This is a genomic window from Aliinostoc maniaoense (assembly GCF_058172895.1).
Window position 1 is genome coordinate 2,548,315 of sequence record NZ_CP187952.1, and the last position, 23,354, is coordinate 2,571,668.

17 protein-coding genes are annotated in these 23,354 nt (G+C 40.1%); 13 read left to right on the forward strand and 4 right to left on the reverse strand.

All coding sequences use genetic code 11. The annotated features are described in order from the left end of the window. Positions 1 to 8 precede the first annotated feature (8 nt). From ACPZ3T_RS11340 to ACPZ3T_RS11365, 6 genes are all read left to right on the forward strand, one after another. Positions 9 to 1,976, forward strand: a complete 1,968-nt coding sequence (locus ACPZ3T_RS11340; RefSeq protein ID WP_490276279.1) for a dynamin family protein — start codon at positions 9 to 11, stop codon at positions 1,974 to 1,976. A 137-nt stretch (positions 1,977 to 2,113) separates the two neighbouring features. Then, positions 2,114 to 4,159 carry a dynamin family protein gene (locus ACPZ3T_RS11345; protein WP_490276281.1) on the forward strand — a complete coding sequence of 682 codons (2,046 nt, stop codon included), beginning with the start codon at positions 2,114 to 2,116 and terminating at the stop codon, positions 4,157 to 4,159. Between the two features lie 196 nt (positions 4,160 to 4,355). Next, complete coding sequence (locus tag ACPZ3T_RS11350; RefSeq protein WP_490276283.1) at positions 4,356 to 5,342, forward strand: M48 family metallopeptidase; 987 nt, start codon at positions 4,356 to 4,358, stop codon at positions 5,340 to 5,342. Between the two features lie 32 nt (positions 5,343 to 5,374). Continuing rightward, complete coding sequence (locus ACPZ3T_RS11355) at positions 5,375 to 7,153, forward strand: dynamin family protein (RefSeq protein ID WP_490276285.1); 1,779 nt, start codon at positions 5,375 to 5,377, stop codon at positions 7,151 to 7,153. A gap of 27 nt (positions 7,154 to 7,180) precedes the next feature. Further along, a complete protein-coding gene (locus ACPZ3T_RS11360) occupies positions 7,181 to 8,149 on the forward strand; it encodes a lipase family protein (RefSeq protein WP_490276287.1) in 969 nt (322 codons plus the stop codon). Positions 8,150 to 8,411: 262 nt separating this feature from the next. Beyond that, positions 8,412 to 8,552, forward strand: a complete 141-nt coding sequence (locus tag ACPZ3T_RS11365; RefSeq protein ID WP_490276289.1) for a hypothetical protein — start codon at positions 8,412 to 8,414, stop codon at positions 8,550 to 8,552. A 413-nt stretch (positions 8,553 to 8,965) separates the two neighbouring features. Here the strand turns inward: ACPZ3T_RS11365 and hemW are convergent, their stop codons facing one another. Continuing rightward, positions 8,966 to 10,147: a radical SAM family heme chaperone HemW gene (gene hemW / locus ACPZ3T_RS11370; protein ID WP_490276291.1), complete on the reverse strand. Its 1,182-nt coding sequence runs from the start codon at positions 10,145 to 10,147 to the stop codon at positions 8,966 to 8,968. 248 nt (positions 10,148 to 10,395) lie between these two features. On the opposite strand from hemW, the gene ACPZ3T_RS11375 reads away from it, so the two are divergent. Both ACPZ3T_RS11375 and ACPZ3T_RS11380 read left to right on the forward strand, forming a co-directional pair. Beyond that, positions 10,396 to 11,472, forward strand: coding sequence for a PIN/TRAM domain-containing protein (locus ACPZ3T_RS11375; RefSeq protein WP_236144393.1), 1,077 nt, complete (start codon positions 10,396 to 10,398; stop codon positions 11,470 to 11,472). A gap of 5 nt (positions 11,473 to 11,477) precedes the next feature. Beyond that, the gene (locus tag ACPZ3T_RS11380; RefSeq protein ID WP_490276293.1) at positions 11,478 to 11,672 is read left to right on the forward strand and encodes a DUF8622 domain-containing protein; all 195 of its coding nucleotides are present in this window, start codon (positions 11,478 to 11,480) and stop codon (positions 11,670 to 11,672) included. A 391-nt stretch (positions 11,673 to 12,063) separates the two neighbouring features. On the opposite strand, the gene tnpA is transcribed toward ACPZ3T_RS11380, so the two are convergent. Beyond that, positions 12,064 to 12,468 carry an IS200/IS605 family transposase gene (gene tnpA / locus ACPZ3T_RS11385; RefSeq protein WP_490277197.1) on the reverse strand — a complete coding sequence of 135 codons (405 nt, stop codon included), beginning with the start codon at positions 12,466 to 12,468 and terminating at the stop codon, positions 12,064 to 12,066. An 85-nt stretch (positions 12,469 to 12,553) separates the two neighbouring features. On the opposite strand from tnpA, the gene ACPZ3T_RS11390 reads away from it, so the two are divergent. From ACPZ3T_RS11390 to ACPZ3T_RS11405, 4 genes are all read left to right on the forward strand, one after another. Next, positions 12,554 to 13,870, forward strand: coding sequence for an RNA-guided endonuclease InsQ/TnpB family protein (locus ACPZ3T_RS11390; protein ID WP_490276295.1), 1,317 nt, complete (start codon positions 12,554 to 12,556; stop codon positions 13,868 to 13,870). Between the two features lie 123 nt (positions 13,871 to 13,993). After that, positions 13,994 to 14,410 (forward strand): hypothetical protein, encoded by a 417-nt coding sequence (locus tag ACPZ3T_RS11395; RefSeq protein WP_490276297.1) that lies wholly within the window; start codon positions 13,994 to 13,996, stop codon positions 14,408 to 14,410. A gap of 108 nt (positions 14,411 to 14,518) precedes the next feature. Then, the gene (locus ACPZ3T_RS11400; RefSeq protein ID WP_490276299.1) at positions 14,519 to 15,307 is read left to right on the forward strand and encodes a hypothetical protein; all 789 of its coding nucleotides are present in this window, start codon (positions 14,519 to 14,521) and stop codon (positions 15,305 to 15,307) included. Further along, positions 15,304 to 17,061 carry an ATP-grasp domain-containing protein gene (locus ACPZ3T_RS11405; protein ID WP_490276301.1) on the forward strand — a complete coding sequence of 586 codons (1,758 nt, stop codon included), beginning with the start codon at positions 15,304 to 15,306 and terminating at the stop codon, positions 17,059 to 17,061. The genes ACPZ3T_RS11400 and ACPZ3T_RS11405 overlap by 4 nt, the downstream gene beginning before the upstream one ends. Here ACPZ3T_RS11405 and ACPZ3T_RS11410 read toward each other — a convergent pair whose 3' ends face one another. Further along, positions 17,062 to 17,670, reverse strand: a complete 609-nt coding sequence (locus tag ACPZ3T_RS11410) for a PAP/fibrillin family protein (protein ID WP_490276303.1) — start codon at positions 17,668 to 17,670, stop codon at positions 17,062 to 17,064. Between the two features lie 130 nt (positions 17,671 to 17,800). Between ACPZ3T_RS11410 and psb34 the strand changes: the two genes are divergently transcribed. Beyond that, positions 17,801 to 17,971, forward strand: a complete 171-nt coding sequence (gene psb34 / locus ACPZ3T_RS11415) for a photosystem II assembly protein Psb34 (RefSeq protein WP_490276305.1) — start codon at positions 17,801 to 17,803, stop codon at positions 17,969 to 17,971. Positions 17,972 to 18,077: 106 nt separating this feature from the next. Here the strand turns inward: psb34 and ACPZ3T_RS11420 are convergent, their stop codons facing one another. Then, positions 18,078 to 23,297: a PAS domain-containing protein gene (locus ACPZ3T_RS11420; RefSeq protein WP_490276307.1), complete on the reverse strand. Its 5,220-nt coding sequence runs from the start codon at positions 23,295 to 23,297 to the stop codon at positions 18,078 to 18,080. Between the last annotated feature and the right edge of the window lie 57 nt (positions 23,298 to 23,354).

Consider the following 23,354-nt stretch of genomic DNA (forward strand, 5'->3'; position numbering starts at 1 on the left):
ATGGCTATATGATGCAATCAAGATCAAATTTAGCGTCTATTGATTACAGGAAATCAGTATTTCACCTCACAAATTATCTCAAACAACTGCAAGATTATGCTCAAAAACTCAATCTTGCCAACTTAGAGCAAGTGATTAGCTATCTTCGCAATCACTTAGAAACTAATTCCTTTTCAATTGGGGTTTTTGGTAACTTCAACTGCGGTAAAAGCACCTTTATTAATGCCTTAATTGGTAAAGATATTTTACCAGTTGATATTTTAGCGACAACGGCAACTATTAGCCGTATTACTCACAGAGAAACATCAGGGGCAAAAATTTGTTTAAAAGACGGTAGAGAACAAGAAATATCTCTATATCAGCTAGCAGACTATATTACTAAACTGACATCAGATGCTGCTAGTCAAGCTGAAAAAATACAAGAATCTATAGTTTATTATCCTATACCCTATTATCAGAATCAATTAGAGATCATCGACACCCCAGGATTAAATGATGATGGAGAAATGACAGCCATAACTTCAGAAATGATCCATCAATGTGATGTAGCTATCATGTTAATTTCTGCGATATCGCCTTTTGGCACTACTGAAGGAGAATTTTTAACTACACAATTACTAGCTAATGGAATTAGTAGCATTTTATTTGTGATCAATGCGATTGACTTACTGGATACACCAGAAAATGTTAATAAAATTGTTAACTTAATTAAGAATCGCATTAATAAATGTATTCGAGAATGGGCTGCACAACAACCAAACCCAGAAGCATATTTAAATAAAATCGGTAAAATTCAAATTCATGAAATTTCTGCCTTTCAAGCATTAACAGCCAAAGCTGCTCACAACATACCATTACTAGCACAAAGCCGCTTTGTAAATTTTGAATGTAGCCTAAGAAGTTTGATTAATCAAGGACGGGGTTTAATTCAATTACAAATAACTAGCGATCGCATCATCATCTATGCTACAGAAATTCTTGCTATTGTTAATAATGAACAATATGAACTTGCAGATAAAATAAACCAATTAAGTAAAGCAAAAGCAAATATTAATCATTATATTACTCACCTGCGCCGTCAAAAAACAGATATAATTGAAACCCTACATACAACATTATCCTATACTCAAAATCACGCCCATTCATCATCTTCGCGCCTAGACACAAAACTGAAAACATCTGCAAGACAAACTATTGAATCAAGCGAAATAAACGTTGCCAAACAAAATGAAATTGGTGAATCAGTATTCAAAGCTGTGCAGAATGCTACACAGGAATTTGCCCAAGAAATTCAAACCGAAACCCAAAATACATTGAACTTGTGCTTGCTCAAAATTCAGCAGTTCACACAGTTATGTGAACAAGTTATTCCTCAACTGCAATTAGAGATGAATCAGTTAGGATTAAACAATGAATTTTACAGCAAAGTAATCGAAATTACCCGCTCATCTCATCGAATTTGTGACAGCTTAAGCCAAAGAAAACTCAATTCCTTATCTCTAAAATTTGCTGGTAACGCAGAAACGTTCACCTTCACAATAGAATCTAATGGTGCAGGAACAGCAGCCGGTGCAGCAATAGGTTTTATGGTACTTGGCCCTATAGGCGGCGGAATTGGCGCAGCAATTGGTGCGGCAACTGGCGAACATAGGCGAGGTAAGAAGTTTAAAGAAAACTATCAGCCACAAGTAATGACAGCTATTGATAATCAATTAAAAAATCTTAACGTCAATCAAATAGTAGAAAAATATCTATCTCAAGCATTTTCTCAAATAGCAGAACTGCAAAATTTATTAGAAACAAGCGTGACTGCAATGCTCAATCAAACTCAAAATCAATTTACAGAATATTCTGGAAAGCAAGAAGTTCTCAATGAAATAAAACAACAGGAACTTAGTCAAATGCGAACAGAGATTGAGAAAATTATCAGCCAGATGCAAGATTTTTCACAACAACTGAGTCAAGTAAGTGCATAAATGCAGTTCTCATCACGATAACAACATGAAGCAATTATTTTGGGATTCTGGGTAAATCTTTTTAGCGTTCTTATTAACCAAAACCAAATTCCCAATTAAATTACATCAGTTTTTAGATTATTCAGGAGTATTCAGCCATGACAGCTACATATGACCAAACTATCAACCTTGATTCTGTAATCGAATACAAAAAAGTTGAACGCACACTCATCGATGATTTAACAAAACTACGTGGTTATTCCGAAAAACTCAAGCTGAATAAATCCGTTGAATTAATTGATGAAGTCTTAAATCGGATAGCAGAAAGAACTTTTTCTGTTGCCATTGTCGGGGAGTTTAAACGCGGTAAAAGCACTTTTATTAATGCTTTATTGGGTAAAGAAATTTTACCATCTGATATCTTACCTTGTTCGGCAACATTAAACCGTGTCACATACGGAGTTACACCCTCAGTAAAAATCATTTTCAAAAATGGTAGTGAAGAACAGATCCCAATTGATCACCTGACGGATTATGTTACCAAACTAACGCCGGAATCTGAACTAAAAGCTGAATCAATTAAAGAAGCTGTTGTTTCTTATCCTATCCCTTACTGTCAGAATAGTATCGAAGTTATTGATACACCAGGGCTGAATGATGACCAAAATATGACTGAAGTTACCCTATCAGTTTTACCCCAGGTTGATGCAGCAATCATGATTATCTTAGCTCAAGCACCTTTTTCTGAATTTGAGCGGGATTTATTAGAAAATAAGCTGCTCACCAATGATTTAGGGCGGGTGATTTTTGTCGTCAATATTTGGGATAACTATACACCAGAACAAGCCGAGCGCGTACTGCAAAATATTAAAGCTCGTATTGAAAAGTATGTACTGATTCGAGCCGAAGAACAGTTTGGTAAAGATTCTGAAGAGTATAAGATTTACAAACAAAAGATTGGTGAACCTAAAGTATTTGGTCTTTATGTTAAGCAAGCTTTAGATGCTAAACAAAGAGGAAATGATGAGTTATTAACTAAGAGCGGTTTTAAGAAATTTGAAAGCGCGTTAGAGAAATTTCTCACACAGGAGCGGGGTATCATTGTTTTGCAAGTACCAGCTAATCGCGTCATCGCTTCGGCTCAAGAAATTCTCTCTACCATCAGTATTCAAGAAAAAGCCATACAAATGAACCAACAAGAGTTTCAAGTGGCTTATGACAAGAGTGTAGCTGAAATTGCTACTGTTCGAGAGCGACAAACACAAGAATTGAGATTGATTGATGGTGCTGCGGCTAACGTCAAAATGTTACTGCGTCCTTTAGTTTATAACCTGCGAAATGAATTAAAAAAAGCAGCCCAAGAGGCTATTCAATCAACATCTATTGAGCCAAGGGAAGTAAATAACAAAAAAGCTCTAGCTAAAAAGTTGGGTGAGCAAGTATCTAAGGCTCTGCAACGCACTTCTGATAAATTATCACAGCAAATTCAGGATGAGGTTCAAAGAGGAATTGATCAAGAAGTTGAGCGATTAAAAGACTTTGCTCAATCAGTTGATCAGGCTCTCACAAATATCCAAATGGAGTTTGAGGGAATTGAAGGTAGATCAACTCGTCCAACCAGTGGTGCGGCAGAAGCAATTACAGCTGCTTTATCAGTGTTTACAGGATTTGGTGGTATTTGGTCAGGCTATCGTGTAGCCGGACTCAAAGGTGCGCTGGTTGGTGCTGGTGCTAGTTTCGGTACATTTTTCTTAGCCGGATTAATTACTGGAGCTATCGGATTAACAGCCGCCGCATTTTGGCCTGTGGTTATTGCTACAGGCGTGATTTCAATTTTTACTGGTGGTAAATTAGCAGAAGTTGTATTTAGCCGCGATCGCGTGGAAAATTTCCGTAAAGATTACACCGAAAAAATACTCTTGGAAATTGAAAAGAAAGTCCAAGAAGAACACCTAGAACAAAAAATTGATGAACAGATCAGCAATCCTTTTGAAGTGTTGAAACTAACACTGCGTCAAGAAGTAGAAACATTTCTTGATAATACCCAAAAGACTTTGAATGATTTGAATGATAAGCGGGGAAGAAATGAAGCAATCACTGATGCTCAACGTCAAGAACTCAACAACATTCGTACTGAAACTGAAAAAATTCTGGGTAATTCTCAAAGGTTAGCAGACCAACTTGTAGAAATTATGAGTGTCTAATTCTTGCAGGTAGTTGGTATTAACTTACTACTATCAAACGGTGTGTTACGGCTAGATATCATTTGCTCACAATCCTAAATTTTCATCCAGCTGTAACACAACGGCAATAAAGCGGGAGGAAAATCCACACCGCTTTTTTCCTCCCCTAGTTAATATTATTTGAGGACTAAAGTTCTCACTACAAACTAACGAAAAAATGCAACAATTACCTAACAGCAACCCTACTGCAAACATTGATCTGAATTTTGCTGACTTCTTGCAGCATCGCACATCAGAATTATCTTCTCATTTAGTCGCTGGTATCCCTGATTATGCTTTCTCCCTAGACCAAAAATTACGCCAACAAATTTCAGCAATGGGAATCATTAGAACTATAGCTCAAGCTTTAGTGTCTTTCACCGTTCCCTACTATAAACAAATCCAAAATATGCAAGGTGTTGCTGTTAGTCCCCAGCAATATCCGCATATTTATACTATTGGTGAAGATTGTGCTAAACGTCTTGGTATTGGCATTCCCCAGATTTTTGTCTACTTTTCGCCTCTGTTAAATGCTTATACAATTGCTACTGATAATGTTGCACCGATGATTGTTTTATCTAGTGCCTTAGTAGAAGCATTAGAACCCCTAGAATTAAAATTTGTGATTGGTCATGAGTGCGGCCACATTCATAACTTACACGGGGTTTATAATACTGCGGTGGAATTAATGACTAATGGCTTGGCTAAAGTAATTTTGCAATCAATTCCCGCTTTAGGATGGTTAGAAGGGGTAGTAAAAGGGGGAATGATGCTGTTTTTCTTAAGATGGAGTCGCTGTGCAGAAATTACTTGCGATCGCGCCGGTTTGATTTGTTGTGGTGATACCATAGCAGCACAGATGGCTTTAGCAAAATTGGTGACAGGTGGTGGCGATAAATTACAACAAATTAACTTTCGAGAATACCTCAAACAAATTACTCAAGTACAGTCTACACCTGTACGTCTTTTAGAATTATTTTCTACACACCCCCTGATTCCTAAACGCATCCACGCTTTGCAATTATTTGCTGATTGTGAAACTTACTATACTTGGCATCCTGAATTACAACCCTCTACACCACTCCGCAGCAAAGTTGAACTTGATGAAACCTGTGAAAAATTTATTAGTGTTTTAAACCAAGGCTATTCTGTTCAATCTGCTTAATTTTTATCTAGAAATTATTAAAATTATTGCTTATGTCTACCACTGTTAAAACTATTAGATATAGTCCCGAACATTTACATCAAGAATTTGCTCAATTGCTGCAAAATTTTGTTGGCGGATGTCAAGCAGAAAATATTTCCCGATTTCTCGGTAATGATTTACTCACTAAAATTATCTGCCAAACCAATCAAATTCAACAAAAGCTCCATCAAGAATGTGCAATTGTAGTTATTGGAGACTTTAAACGTGGTAAGTCTACCTTAATTAATGCCTTACTACAAAACCCTATTGTTACAACCGATGTCACCCCCGAAACCATCACCATCAACGAAATTAAGTATGGTGAAAGTAGCAAAATTAATATCTGCTTAGAAGACGGCGGATATATCAACTTACAACCAGAAGAACTCAAAGCCGAAAAGCTCTCACCCATACTCGCACAATATGGCGATCGCATCAGCCATTTACAGATTGAAACACCTGTAGAATGGTTAAAGGGAGTGCGTTTAGTTGACACCCCCGGCACAGGCGATATTTTTCATAAATTTGATCAGCAAGTGCAAACTTATCTCCAAAAAGCTGATGTAGTGGTTTGGGTTTTATCTGCCTTGACACCACTTTCGGAATCAGAACAAGCTTTTCTCAAACTTGCTGTTTTACCTCAAGACTTCCCCAAAATACTGTTTGTGATTAACTGGATGGACGTTACCCAGAATGAAATAGAAGCACAAAGATTATTAAATTCTAGCTCTCAGAAAATTTCCCAAAACTTCCCCAATGCTCATATTTTTGCAGTCAGTGCGCTAGATGAAATTTCCCGTCTGCAATCTTTACCCAGACCTAATTTATCTTTAGAATCGACATTAGAAACTTACTTTCAAAGTTTTCAAAATTACCTACAACAATCCATTATTCTTAACCGAGATGTCATTCAACTAGAAAGAGCTTATAGTCAACTATCACAAATTCTTGCTCAATCTGATTTTAGTCTTAACTTAATTTCTGAATTAATAGCGACAGAACAATTATCACCCAAACCTGATCAGACATTAGAACTACGTAAAAAAGTTGAAAAAGAGAAACAAGAGATTATAGCAGAAATTACCAAACTCCGCCAGCGATCGCACCATTGGATGATTGAGTTTATAGAAAGATTGAAAACAGAAACAATTGCCCAACTAGACAAATTTAGTTTAGATGAAATCCGTTGTAACTTTCCCTTCTTTCTAACAGAAAAATTACGCCAAGCCATTTATGAGTGCATCAATATTCATCAACCAATCATCTTAGAAAAAATCCAAAAATCTCAAATATCTATCCTAGAAGATTTCCATAATTTAACTGATATTCAAATTACAGGCGCGAATTTAGCCATGCCATCTGCTGCTTTGGATGATATGCGGTGGCAAGACATGAATGCTGTGCAACTATTAATCAATTTAGGACGGATTGGGGATATTATGAGAGTCTTAACAGCCTTACTTGGACAGGAAGGCACTAAAGCAGAAAGAACCAAGTTAGTGATTACCTATCAAAAAAGGCTTCAGGAATATTTACCAGAATTAGAAAATTTGCTGTTACAACATCTAGATAAAATATATACAGGTATCGCCACTAATATTGAAAAACAACTCGAAACAATATACCAACAAGAAATAGAAACATCTTTAGCCGCAATTAAACAGGCACATAATATTAAATTTTCGCAGCAAGAAAATTTAGAGAGTAAAAATACAGCCTTATCACTTATAGATGATACTCGCATAAAATTGCAATCATTGAGAGAAAAGCTAAGTTATACGCTCTTATAAAGTAAACATTAAAAATGTGCAATACTTATGAACAATAATATAGACAGAGCGCGGACGCTAGAAATGGCTTGCCTAGCTCAATTAACTTATGTTGGCTATAAAGAAGGAGAAACAATTGTTAAGACGATTCTGACCTCTGGTTTACAACCATTTATAAATAGTTACAAAAAAATTGAATTTCTACACGCACCGCGTCTTTTTAATTCTCGTGGAGAGTTGTCAACAGTTGGTTTTTTATTATCGAACCCAGATTATATTGTAATTGCCATTAGAGGCACAGAAAATTTAGACGACTATTTTTGTAATCTCCTTATTCAGCCCAATTCTGAATACATCCATTCAGGTTTTGATATCTACGTCCAAAGTTTTTGGCAGCAAATACAAGATTTTCTATTACAAGAAGATAACGGTAGCAAAAACATTTTCATTACTGGGCATAGTTTGGGCGGTGCAGCAGCGATACTCATTGCTAAGTCTCTGAGCCAACTTGGTTTTAAACCTATTTATCCCTATGTTTTAGAAACATATACCTTTGGCGCACCACCAGTCAGCACCGTAGAATTAACACTAGACACACCTTTATTAAGATTCCGCACGTCTGGTGATTTGATTCCTCATTTACCCCAGATAGTTGTTACCTTAATTAACAGAATACCTCACTTACAAAATTTAATATTTAACTGGAATCCCAACTTGTTGTCAACGCTTTCTGAATATCGCCATACAGGTAACGAATATTTAATAGATAAAGATGATCAAATTCGTCACCTGGAACAACCTGAAATCGGCAAAGCTTGGTTATGGATTCAGTTAACTAAAGTATTATTACCAAATCTACAGTTAAAAATACAGAAGTGGGAAGATAAAAACAATATCAGAAATCTACTCAGACAGATCATTACTACTCTAATTGATACTTCATTGCAAGAACATCGAGCGATTAAATATGTAGAAAAGTTAAATTATGGGCAACTGCCATCTTGGTGCAAAAAATGAGCAACCTAAGTAGGTCGGCGTAAATAATTATTGTTGGGATAAGGCAGGATGTAGGGGTATAGGGTAATAAAAAAGTGTTTCTTCTATATTTTGCTAGTGCGCCACTGCACTAGTTAAAGCCTCTCAACTTGCAGAGAATTTTTCTACAACATGATCTGCATATTTTCATTGTTCATCACGATAACACCATCAACCAAGGAATTAACAATAGTCCTCAAAATAAACAAAACAAGGGGTATCGACAATGCAACAAATAATTTTTGTGCTTATATGGATTGCAATGGGTTTTCTTTGCTCTAAAATAGCTGAAAATAAGCATCGAGATAAAACAGTTTGGTTTATTCTCGGTGTTTTAGGTGGTTTAATTGCTGTTGTAGTGATCTCGGTTTTACCTCCGATATAAGGGACTTCGATGTGAAAAGTTCTGGAGCAGGGGAGCAAGGGTAGGCTGTTGACTCTGTACCTTTTCAGGGGTAAAAAATTCATCACAATCCTTTCCTTCTTTAAGTAATGAGTAATGAGTAATGAGTAATGAGTAATGAGTAATGAGTAATGAGTAAATAGCCATTACTTATTACTTATTGAATTTGGTTCACCGATGATGACACCAAAACTTTATGAATAAAGAATAGGTAAATCTCATGAAAGTCAACACCCTAGAGCAAGGGATATATCGCCCAAAATTCTACTTGGTTTTAACCTTATTCTTTTGATCAAAAATATCCAAAATTTAGCCAGCGTCAAAACTATTCTGCTCCCTTGTCTCCCTTGTCTCCCTTGTCTCCCTTGTCTCCCCTCCCCCTCTGCTCCCCGTCCCTAAGCTTCTAAGGAATTAAACAAATCTGCTAGTACAACGTTAGAGAATAAAAACCCCTCTGGGTCAGACAAACGCAGCCTTTCCTCAGTGGTTTCTACTAAACCTTGCTCAACATGAGGTTTAAGACATTTGTAAATTACTTCTAAAGGCTGTTGACCAAATTTTTCGCTGAGTGTGGTTAAATTCACACCCTCAGCTAAACGTAAACCCAACATTAAAGTGTCTAATAATACTTCTTGGGGTGGTGTAACTTCACAATCAATTACACAACCTGCTTCTACCCATTGATAATACTCCTTCGTCGTGCGGGGACGAGTAAAGCGTTTACCTTCTACATAACTTGCTGCACCCATCCCAAAGCCATAATAAGGACGATTTTCCCAATACACCCGATTATGTTGACATTGATGCCCTATTTGTGCATAGTTGGAAATTTCATAATGTTGATAACCCGCAGATGTTAAGATTTGCTGTGCGAGTCGGTACATTTTAACGGTGGTTGCATCTGTGGGTAAGGGACTATCCCCTGGTCGATAGTAGCGACCGAAAGCTGTTCCCGGTTCAATGGTGAGATCATATATAGATATATGAGTTGGTGCGATCGCTACCGCTTTGGTGAGAGAATCTTGCCATTGATCTAAAGACTGATGTGGCAGTCCAGAAATCAAGTCTATGCTAAATTCGGGAATCTTCGCTTGGTGAATTAATTCTACAGCTGCAAAAACATCTTCTACCGAGTGCGATCGCCCTGCAACTTTGAGTAATTCTGCTTGCAATGCTTGTACACCCAAACTTACCCGATTTACGCCCACATCACGGTAGCCTGTAATATGTGCCAAATCAAACGTTCCTGGGTCTACTTCCATCGAAATTTCTGCATCAGGAGTCATCCCAAACCGCTTGTCTAAAACCTGTAATATTTGTGCTAACTGTTCTGTAGACAGCAGTGAAGGAGTGCCACCACCAAAGAAAATGGTTTTTAGTGGTTGACCATAAATTGGTGCGGTAGTGATTTCTTGACACAGTATGTCAACATATCGAGAGATACTACCAGAATTTTCTCCCCGCAGGCGATCGCCCACCACAAATACCGGAAAATCACAATAAAAGCACCGCCGCCTGCAAAACGGAATGTGTACATAAGCAGAACTAACAATGCTAGCGTCATTAACTTGTGGCATTTTCGTGCAGAAAAATCAATTTAATTAACAAAAAATTAGAAATAATGAAATTGCGTAGTTTCTTTACAAGTTTTTATCGGTTTTTGACAAAACTATGAAAAATATTAAGAGAAAGCACTTTAGTTATAATATTTGCAGACATTCCCTGCATCAAACCCTAATCTAATTAAATATTGCTGACTCTCATTGAGTCAATTCACATTATTTGACTTGATTAGGTAAACCAATCGCAGGAATACATCATAACCATGCTTGATGCCATTATCATTCTCTCATTTATCCTGGCAGCAGCAGGCATCGGCTTCTACAGCACCGATCTACTACCCAACGGGACACTAGATCGCGTTACGAATCTCGAAGCTTTACGCCTAACTGTTGCAGTTTTTGCCGCTATCATTGGCGGTGCTGTCGGCCTGAGTTTTCAAACCACCTACCGCCGCTTAGAAGCCCAAGTCCGAGAAATGCCTCTGGAAGTAATTCTAACGCGTGCGATCGGTTTAGTGATCGGGTTATTGTTAGCAAACTTAATGCTAGCCCCATTATTTTTATTACCGATTCCGGCGGACTTTAGTTTTATTAAACCACTAGTGGCAGTGGTTGGTAGTATCATCCTCTCCGTTACCGGCATGAATTTAGCCGACACCCACGGACGGGGTTTATTACGATTTATTAATCCTAATACCGTTGAAACAATGGTAGTCGAAGGGACACTCAAACCCGCCAGCACCAAAGTTTTAGACACTAGTTGTATTATCGATGGTCGGATTGAAACACTGCTAGAAACCGGATTTCTAGAAGGACAAATCATCGTTCCCCAGTTTGTCTTACAAGAACTACAGCAAGTTGCTGACGCGAGTAAAGACCAAAAACGGGTACGGGGAAGACGCGGACTAGAAATTTTAAACCGCATTAAGGAAGCATATCCAGATCGAATTATCATCAATCAATCTGATTATGACGATATTCCTACGGTAGATGCCAAATTAGTCCGTTTTGCCCAAGAAATTAACGGTACACTCCTGACCAACGACTACAACTTATCGAAAGTAGCCAGCGTGCAGAAAGTACCCGTCTTAAACGTCAACGACCTTGTAAATGCAGTTCGTCCTACATATTTACCAGGGGATAACCTTGATTTGAAAATTCTCAAAGAAGGTAAAGAACCCAGCCAAGGCATTGGTTACTTAGACGATGGCACAATGGTTGTCGTTGAGGAAGGTAGAAATTATGTAGGTGGTGAAGTGCGGGTAGTAGTTACCAGCGCATTGCAAACCACAGCCGGACGGATGATTTTTGCCAAACCCCAAGCGTCAGCAATAGCGTGAGGGCAATGTCTGCTAGAAATCGAGTTAAATTATGCAATCGGTGTAGGAATACTCAACCTGCACCGATTTTATATAGAGTGAAATTTGAACTAGGCGGAGATTGGGTTTTTGTCTGTCCTCAATGTTGGACGGATGTCAGCGAAAATAACCCATTTTACGTTTACGGTGGAACGTGGAAAGCAAAGACACCAAAGAAGTAGCGAGAAGACTTAAGATTTACTTTATAAAATCCTCTAATAGCAACTTATCTAAAAAATCTCTGCGTACCTCTGCGCTAACCTCCGCGTACCTTAGCGTTAAAAAAATCGAGATTTGACACCCGATAAATTTGGGAAACTTGGTAGCCTCGTCTCTTTAGAGCGAGGCGGAAAAGTGACCCATGCGACTTTAGTTGCCTAGTTCCTCCTGAAGTGAATATTCAAAGTAAGTATTGTTAACCTAAACTCTCGCCATTGCCTGCACCAGTAGAAAAACTTCTTGTGTAATCCCAATGAAACTTTCCATCCCTCACCCTGGATATAATCTTTAGTTTGAAATCTAAAGAAAACAAACCTTCCGTCAGGTGATGTTGATATAAAATTTTTAAGCATATTAATAATGATGCGGGTCTTCAATGTACTTTTGAATTGTAGCAGCACTAACATTACCTGCGGTACTAAAAAAGTAGCTTTTGCTCCATAGACTTGGAAGTTTTTTAAGCTCTGGAAACTCTTTACGTAAATAATTTGAAGACCTCCCTTTAAAAGCCTTAACGACTAAATGAATTGGGTCTGTTGGGTTAATCTCAACAAACAGATGGATATGGTCTGGAGCAATTTTTAAAGCTCGGATGTTCCACTTTTTTTCTACAGCTAATTCTTGCCATATTTGATAAAGGCGATTCCTGACTTCACCTTTTAAAACAGGCTTACGCCGCTTTGGTATGAAAACAAAATGGACAATAGCCAAACCTACAGAGTGATTGTAGTGCTGATATTCAAAAGTCTGTTTACGCATGAAGTCTCGCCATTTTTCAATCATCATGTTTAATCCAATTATCTTGTGATATACTGTCGTTTAGTATAAAGATATCGACAAAATTATGTATGGATGTCAACAAACGTTAATTCATGCCCCGCCTGATATTCAGGCAATTCTTGAGTATCTTTGCACAGAATCAAACAAAGTTTGGAACTGTTCTGTTTATTATGCCAGACAAATCTTTTTTAAAACTGGCAAGATAATTAAACGTGCGGAAATATGTGCTGAGATGGTTCGCTCCAAAAACAAACATTTTGGAGCAATGTATGTATCCTCAGCACAACAAACTTGTAATAATGTTTCAGAAGCTTTTAAGTCATTCCAAGAACTAACAAAACTGTGGAAACGTGGAGAGCTTCAAGATAAGCCATCATTACCCAAATACCGTAAAACTGGATTATTCACAGTCACTTACCCTAAGCGTTGGTTAAAGTTGTCTGAAGAAGGTATCAGGATTCCACTAGGTAATCAGGTTAAAGCTTGGTTTGGCATTGATGCAATCTACTTACCAATGCCCTCAAATTTAAAGTGGGAGGATATCAAAGAACTTAGAATATTGCCCAGGAATAGATGCTTTTACGCTGAATTTGTTTATCCCGTTGAAGATATTAAGTCTCAGCTAGATGCAAGCAGAGTACTAGGAATTGATCACGGAATCGATAATTGGTTAACTTGCGTTAGTAATGTAGGTACAAGTTTTATCATTGACGGAAAGCATCTCAAATCTTTAAATCAATGGTACAACAAGCGAGTTGCCACTCTAAAAGAGAACAAAGAGCAAGGTTTTTGGTCTACGCAATTAGCCGCAATCACAGAAAAACGCAACCGACAGATGCGAGATGCTGTGAACAAAGCAGCAAGATTAGTGATTAATCACTGCCTAGAAAATAGCATTGGTCGAATTGTTTTTGGATGGAATCAAAGACAAAAAGATAGTGCCAATATGGGGCGTAAAGCTAATCAGAAGTTTGTTCAAATCCCCACAGCTAAACTTAAAGAACGCATTTCTCAACTTAGTCAGCAATATGGAATTGATTTTGTAGAAACCGAAGAAGCGAATACTTCTGCTGCCTCATTTGTAGACGGTGACAGTCTCCCTAAATATGGTGAAAAACCCGTTCGCGCTAGCGTCTCCGAAGGAGAAGGGTGGAAGTCATCAGGTAAGCGAGTAAAGCGTGGGTTATTCCGTACTGCAAGCAATTGGTATATCAATGCTGATGCCAATGGTGCAGCAAATATAATTTCCAAAGTAGCGGCAACATTGGGGATTAACCTCAGTGGAGTCAGTAGAGGCGCATTGACTACGCCATTACGAGTTCATTTGTGGACTCTTAAGAATCCCCCGACTTTTTGTTTAAATGAGCGAAGCGAAATTTAAACAGTCGGGGGAGTGTCAACTGCATAAAACAGCATAGCCAAACCTATTAGACAATAACAGCTTGCAAAATCACAAGACACAAGCTGGTTAAGAACTTTGTCAACCAATGAGGTTTTCAAAATTATGAATATCAAAACTATGCTGTCGGCTCGGTTTTTGTTAATGCTGAGTCTTACCGTTCCGACTATGCTCTTGTCTACAATAGCTGGAGCAAAAGCCCAACAGCCTGCACCCGGCCAAGTCAACGTCCGTCAGAAACAGCCTTTTATTCAAGATAATTTCCGGCGCGATACTTTATTAGATTTGCATAAATCACCCGTGTTTAGTAACGATGGCGGTACAGGTAAAGAAGCCTCCGATAAAGGCAAAGATGCGTCTGATAAAGGTTCTGATAACAAAGAAGCTTGTGATAATCCCTGCGGTGGTTATTTCAACTCTAAAGACCCCGTAACTTTACCAGCCGATAGATTACTTCTACCCGCAAAATTACAAAACATTCGTTCTAAGTCCTTGCTTAAAGGCAGCAACCCGATTTTTTAATTTAGGGGTGTAGGGGTGTAGGGGTGTAGGGGAAAATTCTACCCAGTTACCAATGCTCAATGCCCAATGCCCCATGCCCTATGCCCATCTCAAAAATAATTCAAGACTATGGATTTAATCATTGTAGGCGATCGCAGCGATCGCTTTTCTACGGAAGTTCTCGATTTAGTGCAGCAAGCTGGCTACACGGCTGATATTTTCGATGTCTGTGATGCGGCGCGTTTATTCTCCATTGGGATGGAAGATGGACAAGTCTTCGTCACCCCTGACATCCCAATTTTACTGAGGATTCAACCACCATCTACTATCAGAACTAGTTTCGATGATTCATTTATTTATGGTGAATGTCTCTCCACTTTATGGGCAGCAGCCACACTCAATAAATCACCTGTAATTAATCGTCCCACACCTCATAGTATTTGGGGTAAAACTTCATATTCTTCTGTATTAACGGCGGTGCGCGCAGGTTCTCAAGAAAAGGATATAGAAATATTTTCCTCCCAAATTTTACCGCCACACATTCCCCAAATTAACAAACAATGGTACATCCAAGATTTAGTTACCTATAACACCACAGCTTACCCTAACATTCCCCAAGGAGCAGGGCCTTATCGCGGACGTTGGGCAGATATTGATCCTGGTTATGAAATTGTTGTCGTATTAGAAGACAAAGCTTGGCGTTCTACTACTGTTCCCTTAGAACATTTAGCACTTGAACAACAAAGTATTGACTTAATTAGAAACTTAGATTTAACATTCGCTGCTATCACCTGGAGCATTTCTGAAAACTTAGAAACTGCAACTATTGCGCGTATTGATTCCTTCCCTTTAATGGAACAAATTCAATTTGTTTGGCCTGCTCTTGCTCCTGCACTTTTGGAGGTTTTCTTCCCATGATTTACGCCATTGGTATTGACTCAGACCGCACTTTTCGTCATTTCATCCGTGAAACTAATCAGCGTGGTATTGAAGTACAAGCAATTAATCTCCGCGAAGTCATAGCTTCAGGAGACTGGCGGTTAACGCTTCCTGATGATGGTATGAGTTGGGTAAGTGTAGACGATAAAAAATTTCAGCTAGACCCCAATGGTGCTTATTATTGCCGCATTATTGACCTTTCTAGTGTGCAGTCAGACATGGCTTTGGCAATGCGTTGGCGGAGTTTGTTGGCTGCCCTTTGTGTGTGGTTAGAACATATTCCAGGTGTAGTAATTAACCGTCCTGGTGGTCGTACTGATAATTCTTCTAAACCATTACATGAATATTCTTTGCAATCTTGGGGTTTTAATGTTCCTCCTAGTCTCACTAGTTCTGATCCTGAACTATTAGCAGCTTTTGCTAGTCTTGGTAAAACCATCGTTAAACCTACATCGGGTATTCGTGCTGATAGTCGCTTAGTTTCACCAGAAGAATTTCTAGATTTTCATCCATCCCAAGGGCCAGTACACTTACAAAGATATTTTGCTGGTGCAGATGTCCGCGCTCATGTTGTTGGGAATCAAGTTCACGCGGAAATTATTAATTGTCCTCAAGTAGATTATCGCCGTTCTTATCAAGAGGCGAAATATTCTCCTTGGGAATTACCAGAGTCTTTAACTAAACAAATTATTCAAGCGACGGCTGCTTTTGGTTTACAGTTTTCTGGCTGGGATTTTAAGGTGACAGAAGACCAACAATACTGGTGTTTAGAAGCCAATCCAATGCCGGGTTATGATGGTTATGATATTAGAGCCGAGGGTAAAATTACTGAATCACTTTTAGCCTTGCTCTCCCCTACCAATGTAGAGACGTTTCATGAAACGTCTCTACATATTCCCCATTCCCTAGTAGGGAAGGGGGTTAGGGGGTTAGGTTTTGCATGGACTTTTCCACATAACCTGAAAAGTCAGGAAGATTTACAAGGAGATGCTGCTAGGCTGAGTCAGTCGCCTATTCTGGTTGCAGATGAAATATTAACAGAAACTCAATGTAATGAAGTTTATGAGACTATTCAAAGTTTAAAAGAACATTGGATTACTAGAGGACAAGAACCAGCAAGCTTTTTTACCTTGGGAACAGCATCTTATTTGGATTTTCTCAATTTACCTGACTTTGCAGGTGATTATTACACTAGAGCCAAACAATATAATTATCTATTACAACAACATTTTGGCTGGCTTTACGAATTAGTTAAAACTTCCCTAGAAAAACAACTGCAAGCAGCAGTTAATTATCATCCTGATTTTGCTCTCCCAGGATTTCATATTTGGGAAACACCTGCAATTTTCACTAAATCCACAGCATCCGTGCATTTTGATTTACAATATCAAAATCTCAATTGGCAAGAGCAAGAAAATATAGATTTTCAACGCACCATTTCCTTTACTCTCCCAATCAAACTGCCGCATTTGGGTGGAGGTTTGAATGTTTGGGATTTAACTTATGACGAATATATTGATGGTCGTGACCCTGATTATTTAGGCGATGTGGAAGTGATGAAACGCTTTAGAAATAAAACTGTTCATCCTTACAATGTAGGTAAGATTGTAATACATGGTGGACATTCACTGCATCAAATTGCCGCGATCGCACAAGTTTACCCCGGTGACGAGCGCATTACCCTACAAGGTCACGGCATATATCATAATGGGCAATGGCTACTCTATTGGTAATCACTGACGACGAAAGACAAACAGATTCCCGGTTGCACCTCTCCCCACTCTAATTTCTTCATCTAAATACGAAGTGATCCATACAGCTTCTTTTCGTAAAAATTCTAATACGGGAATTTTCAATGGCGGTAAGTTTACAGATACCCCAAAAGGTTTGATAGCTTCCACAGCAAAGGAATGAAAGCTCACCTTCGCCTCTTGCTCATCTTCCCCCCAACGCCAAACGCCATCAGCCCACAGTTGCCAGTTTCCTAACAGGGGTAGTTCAAACTCAGCCCCATTACTAGCAGAAATTTGTCTGTTATCGCCTGTAACTAACTTTTGCCAAACTCCGATAATTTTGATTCCTCCCCAAACACTTGCAACTGATGACAAGGGACGAGTAATCACAGTCCCGCGAGAAGCGTACACCAATTGCCAATTACCACTTAAATCAGCTTGGTGTTGCACACTCAAGGGTTTGCTAATGGGATTAACACTTTCCAACTGTTGCACTAGCTCATCAATTCGTGGTTCGGAAGTAGGAAACAAAGCTTGCTGTACATCTAAATCTGCTATGCGCTGTAATAGCTCACTTCTCCAAGATAGTCTGGTTTCACTCTCTATCATGTCTTCCTCCGCCCCCTAATAAGCAATTTTTATGAAACTTATCAGGCTTTTATTGTCAAGCCTAGTTGACACTTTGTAACAAACTTGTTAAATTTATTTACATAAGTTAACAAAACACAGAAAAAAACATATGTATACCACCATTAACGAAGACGGCATCCTCAATAACTACGCAAACGAACCTGAAATGTACTATGCTAGCTACCCCAACCAAGAGCAGCAACGCCGCTACGCCTTACAAGGTGCATATGCTGTATTACTCGTCACCACTTTAGTTTTAGTTGCTTTAGGCGTTAGCTAAAATTTTTACCTCGGTTAAGGTTTCTCATCGTCATTCGGACTTCTCTTAATTACCCCAGTTGTCAAGCTGGGGTTTTTTGTTTGCAAGAGCAAACCTGCTGATTGCTTCACCTTCCTATTAACATTGCAACTGCCCTAACTAACTCATCAGGATCAATGGGTTTGGCAAGATGCTGTTGAAAACCTGCTTGCAGTGCTTGTTGTTGGTTGATTTCTCCAGCATAGGCAGAAAGTGCGATCGCTGGGATAGTTCCGCCCTGTTGGGGTGAGTATTGTCTAATGTGCCGAATCAGAGCATAGCCATCCATATCTGGCATACCAATGTCAGATAGTAGTAAATCAGGCACAGATTGATTTAAGAATGTCAATGCCTGTAATGCGGAAGCTGCTGTAATTACTTGTGCGCCAGCTTGAGTCAGGATAAATTCTGCCAACTCACACATATCGGGATCATCATCCACAATCAATATCTGCATACCTTTGAGGTTGATTGCACTTTCGATATCGTTATGATCTGAAGATAGCTCCTGCTCGACAACATTTAAAGGCAACTTGACTGTGAATTTTGCTCCTAAATTTTGCCCTGGACTATCTGCTTGAACTGTTCCTCCATGCAATTCTGTTAAATGGCGGACAATCGCCAGCCCTAATCCCAATCCCCCGAATTTTCGTGTCGTTGCGCCATCCTGTTGACGGAAGTATTCAAAGACGTAAGGTAAAAACTCTGGGCTGATGCCAATACCCGTGTCTTTAACTTGAATTTGAGCATACATCCCCATCTGTTCTAGTTGCACTTCAACTTGTCCTCCAGAGGAAGTGAACTTCACAGCGTTGGAAAGGAGATTCCAAACCACCTGTTGTAAGCGGTTGGAATCGCCCAAAACTGTGCCAGCAATCGGGTTGAGTATGGTCTGAATTTGAATATTCTTGGCTTCTGCTGCCAGCCGTACTGTTTCGAGAGCGGCTTCAATAGTTGCAGCTAAATTCACTGGGGCGACATTTAAAGAGATTTTTCCCTGAAGGATGCGGGAAACATCTAATAAATCTTCAATCAACTGGGCTTGCAACTGAGCATTACGTTCGATTGTTTCTAAGGCCTGGTCAGCTTTTGTAGGGTTGAGCCGCTTATTTCGCAGCAGTTTTGTCCAACCTAAAATCGGATTGAGGGGCGATCGCAATTCGTGGGATAGTACCGCCAGAAATTCATCTTTAATTCTGTTAGCCGCTTCTGCTTTGGCGCGATCGCTTTGAGCTATGCGGTACAATTGGGCATTATCAATGGCTAAGGAAGCACGGCGAGCTAGTTCCTCTGCTAATTGTAAACTTTTCTGGTCATAGCGTTGTCCTGACTCGGTTGAGATAAAAGAAATCACACCCAGAATTTTGGTTTGGGTTCGTAATGGTACTGTCATGACAGATTTAAACCCAACAGAGCGCAAGATTTCTAAATGTTCTCGATCACGGGCTGCTTGTACGAGCAATTCATCGGGAATATCTGAGATTAAATCTGGCTTTCCGGTGCGTAACGTCCATGCAGCACCTCTAGGCTCATCCGGGTTGAGAGGATATTTCTGTCTGATTTGGTTAGCCCATTGCAGTTTAGCAGGGTCGATGTGAGCTACTGCAATCTGATCAATAGAACCACCTTCTTTAACTACATGGACTGTACACCAATCTGCTAACTCTGGTACTGCCAACTGTGCTACTCGCTCTAGAGTAGTTTGGTAGTCGAGGGAAGATGCCAAAACTCCGCTTGCTTCTGCTAAAAAGCGTTGATTACGTTCCAACCTGACCTGCTCGGTAACATCTATCACATACGCTAAAACATCTTCTACTTGATGGTTGGAGTTTGTGGTTGGCAGATAATAAACATTGTAGTAACCAGGAGAGCGATCGCTACGACCTGGAGGATTGATAGCAAGGCTGAAAGAGATAAAGCGATTTCCTGTTTTGTAAATCTCATCAAAGACGGAAACTATTCCCGGATCAATTTGACTAAACAGCTCCGCCACTGAATGTCCTAAATGTTGTTCACGAGTGAGTCCGTTGATTTGAGCTAATGCCTCATTAATGGCAATAAATCGCTGCTTACCATCTAACAAACCAATTCCCACCGGAGAGGTTTCAAAAATGGTTGTTAGTTGCCGTTGTGCGGTTTCTGCTTGCATCCGGGCAATGCGTTCACGTTCTAGCAATTGTTCCCGTTCTTGTTCAGCTTGCTTCCGCTTTGTGATTTCAACGACAGCCCCAATAGAAGTTTTTGGATTGCCCTTCAAATCGTAGGTAAACTGTCCTCTGGCTTCTACCCAATGAATCGAGCCGTCTGGCCAAAGTAGCCGATATTCGTGGTGATACTCTTTCTTGGCCAGCATGGTTTCCTGAATTTTGGCCTCGGTTTGTGCTAAATCATCTGGATGCACCCGACTTGCCCAAAGTTCGTAGGTAGGTTGACACTCATACGGTTGCAGACCGAACACCGTGAAGTGTCCTGCTGACCAGGACAATGTACCAGTTTGTATGTCCCAGTCCCATGTTCCCATAAGTCCGACCTTCAGGGCAAATTGCAATTGCGCCTCATTTTCTCGCAATGCTTCCTCAGTGCGCGATCGCTCTACGGCTAACCAAGTTTGTGCAGCAATCTGCTCCATCAGTGCTACTTCCGCCTCTGTCCAGTAACGAGGAGCAATATGGTGTAGCACAAATAACGCTACAAACCTGCCTTGTTTGACTAACGGCACACATAAAAAAGATTTAGTTTCAATTGTCTCAAAGGCTATTGCACCAGTTCCCCTAGTCCGAGGATCAGCATCCACATCATGCACAACAATTGTCTTGCCTTGCTTGAGTTCAGCAATGATTTGTGTGCCAAAAGAATCCATGTAATGAGAGCCAACAATGCTGATGACACCATTGCAGTAGTCGCGCTCAACGATGACGTATTTTTGGGTGGGGTCAATTTCACCGTAGGTACAGCGAGTCACTTGGAAATGATTTCCTGTGGCACATACCACTTGCCACATAATTTCTTTTGGATCTGGAATAGCGCGAATGGCATTATTTAAATCAATTAAAAATTCCTGTTGTCTCTCTTTGTGTTGCAGCTGTTCGAGCAGTTGTTTACGCTCTGTAATATCAACAGAAACGCCAATCATGCGAACTCCGCGCCCAGTAGCATCTAGGTAGGTTCTGCCTTGACTATTCAGCCAGCGTATTTCTCCATCTGGAGCAATTATTCGGTACTCCTCCTGATAAACCGTTTCTCCGGCAGTTGCCCTTTGAGCTGCTTCCACCACTTGCTGTTGATCATCTGGATGAACCTTAGCCATAAATTCCTCGGTTGTACCTGCTTCCAAACCCCAGATAGAAATGGCATTAGCAGAACACACCACATGATTGGTGATTAAATCCATGTCCCAGGCAACTATCTGACCAGAACTGAGGGCAAGTTGTAAGCGTTCTTCTGTTTGCCGCAAGTTTTCCTCAATCTGCTTGAGTCGCGTTACATCTTGAAACATCCCAATGCAAATAGCCGGATGCCCATACATTGCTGGCAAGGTTTCTCCCCACCAAAGCGTCGAGCGAATACCTCCGGGTGTATGCCAGTTCATTTGATAGTTTTGTAGCTGTTCTCCCTGGGCTAACAGCAGCGTAGGGATTTTATTTGTGGGGATGCCATCGCCATTGGCATCGGTGCAATAGTAAACATCGGGGTATTCATCCAAAGATTTGTGTTTCGGTAAATCACCACCGGCTAATTCATTGGCAATGCGATTAGAGAAGGTAACTTTTGCCGTACCAGGTTCAATAAATACTGTGGGTGTTGGCATCAAATTCAACACAGCTTCTAGCCATTTCTGCTGATTTTCTAATGCCTCGGCTTGCTGTCTGAGAGCGGTTTCTATTTGCTTGCGTTCAGTTATATCTTGAAAAACAGCCACAGCTGCCACAATTTGATTTTGGCTGTTGAGAATTGGTGCAGAATTAACACTAATAACAGTTTGCTTACCATCACTTTGTAGGTGCAATTCTTCGTTTGAGACTACTTCCCCTGTGCGGAGCGATCGCCCTAATGGATAATCATCAGGAGCATACATTTGTCCATCTGGGCTAAAAGCTACAAATGGGGTAATAGGTACGTATTCTTCTAGTTCTAGATACTGCTCATAGCCGTACCCAACAATTTGTTTAGCTTGTTCATTGGCAAGAACTAATTTACCAGATGCCGCATCAGCAATTAGTACACCAGTTGGTAACTGCTTTAAAACAGTTGCAAATCGACTATGTTCGGTTTCCAACTCGTGCAATAACCGCTCCCGTTCTGCCTCGGCTTGTTTGCGCTCTGTGACATCACGAAAATATACTGCCACACCCTCAACCGAAGGATAAGCATTTGCCTCTAACCAACAGTTAACAGAGTTATCACACTCTTCCCATGAAACAGGAACTTGTTGGGCTACTGCGTCGTGCAGTGCTTTGTATGCTACACCACCTACCAGATCAGGAAACACCTCATGCCAAACGTGTTTACCAATAAGTTCCTCTGGTGTTTTGTGTAAAATTTTAGCTGCTGCCTGATTTACATAGGTGTAGTGCCAATTATGATCAAAAGCAACAAAGGCATCTGTAATGCTTTCTAGGATTGTTATGACTCGGCGTTCAGTTTCTTGGGCGGCGATGAATTGGGTGTGTTCTTGCTGGGCGAGTCTTGTGTCGGTCATGTCCCGGCTAATGACTACAACTGATATGGGTGTTCCCTGAACATCCAATTCTGGAACTAACCGAGCCTGATAAAATCTTACACCGGACGAGGTGGCAAATTCAAATTCAATTTCTTGTTCTTGGGCAGTGGCAAACACCTGACGTAAATGCTCTTCCCAGAATAGGTATATGGGGTCTGACATAAATTCAGACATGGATTTACCTAGTACAGCATCCCGTGACAATCCCAGGATTTGTTCGACAATGCGGTTGACATACAAATAACGAATTTGCGGATCGAAGCGGGCGATCGCATCTGGTGCATTTTCCAGTAAGACTTCTAAATCTTGTTTCTGACGCTCTAGGATGGCGATCGCTTGCTGCTGTTCCCGGATGCGTTTTTGTAACACTGAGTTTTCAGTATTTACCCTGGTTTCTAAACCATCGAGATGTTCTGCATTTCCCAGACTGCGGGCAAAGTATTCAATTAATTCCGAACGAGAAATTCCTTGCTTTTGTGCTTCTGCATCGAGCGATCGCCATGCTGTACTCGTAAGAGATACACTAACTCGTTGTTTCTTTTCTAATTCCCAGTTACTAACAAACTTACCTGTGGAGTCACGCTTCATCAGAACCTCCTAGGAGACTCCCGCTTATCCTGACAAGGAAAGCGGTGTGAGGAATAG